Annotated in this window: 1 pseudogene; it reads left to right on the top strand. The window is 53.5% G+C overall.

The annotated features are described in order from the left end of the window. Window positions 1–132: 132 nt before the first annotated feature. Window positions 133–1304 (top strand): annotated as a pseudogene (locus Q365_RS27075) (hypothetical protein); the annotation flags it as partial.

Raw genomic sequence — 1304 nt, 5'->3', positions numbered from 1 at the left:
TACAGCGATGGCACTCTGTCTGCCAACGGTGGCTCGTGGACTTACCAAGCTAACTCTGCGCGTGCTTCGACCTACGGCTTTAGCGATAACTATCGCTTTAGCTTTAAGATTGATTCGCTTGGCACGTACAACATGATTGGTCTGGGTAGTGTCGAAAGTTCGGCCAGCTACACCGACATTGATTATGCCCTGTACCTCGTCAACACCTCGCTCTACATCTTCGAGAATGGTGGTTCCATTGGCTCCGTTGGATCCATCGCGGTTGGCGATACACTGTCTATTGATGTCGCACAAGGTACGGTCACCTATCGCATCAATGATGATGTTGTTCGTGAGATAACCTACAGCGGCGAGACACCAGATTTTTATGTCGATTCCAGCTTCTACAGTGGTGCAATTCGCCTCAGTGAGATCACATTCTCGCCACTTTCGGGCGCAGGTTTGAACGCAGATGCTGACAACGATGGCGTCAACAACGATGTGGATTTGGACTCAGACAACGACACCATCCCTGATGTGGTCGAAGCCGGTCTGACTGATGCAGACGGTGATCTCATGGTCGATAGCATCGACCTGCAAGCCAGTGTTAACCCTGCCCCAGACTCTGACGGCGATGGTATTCCCGATTACTTAGATTTGGAAAGCCAGAATGCAGAGAACGACGGTACGGCCTTCGACATGCATGGCTATGACTTCGCCGCGTTCGACACCAACGGTGACGGCATGCTGAACCTTCAAGACGGTGAAGGCGGCGGTGACACCAACAACAACGGTGTTGATGATCGTGCCGAAGATTCGGACGGAGATGGTATTTCCAACCCGAACGATGAGGACGATGACAACGACGGTACGCTCGATATCTACGACGCTTTCCCGTTCGATCCGAATGAAGACACGGACACGGATGGTGACGGTGTTGGCGATAATGGCGATGCCTTCCCAACAGACGCCACTGAGACGACCGATACCGACGTTGACGGTGTGGGCGACAATGCTGATGCCTTCCCTGAAGATGACTCGGAAACTACCGACTCTGACGGTGATGGCGTAGGCGATAATGCTGACGCCTTTCCTGACGATGCCACCGAGACCACGGATTCCGATGGCGACGGTGTCGGTGATAACAGCGATATCGACCGTGACAATGATGGTCTGTCTGACGAATTGGAGTCACGTACCAGTGCGGAAGTGACGGATTGGCCAGTGCTGTATGGCGCGAGCTACAGCGATGGCACTCTGTCTGCCAACGGTGGCTCGTGGACTTACCAAGCTAACTCTGCGCGTGCTTCGACCTACGGCTTTAG

This window comes from Enterovibrio calviensis DSM 14347 (genome assembly GCF_000621165.1).
Classification (GTDB): domain Bacteria; phylum Pseudomonadota; class Gammaproteobacteria; order Enterobacterales; family Vibrionaceae; genus Enterovibrio; species Enterovibrio calviensis.
The sequence above is the reverse complement of the archived record's forward strand: the minus strand, read 5'-3'. Positions and strand labels throughout refer to the sequence as shown.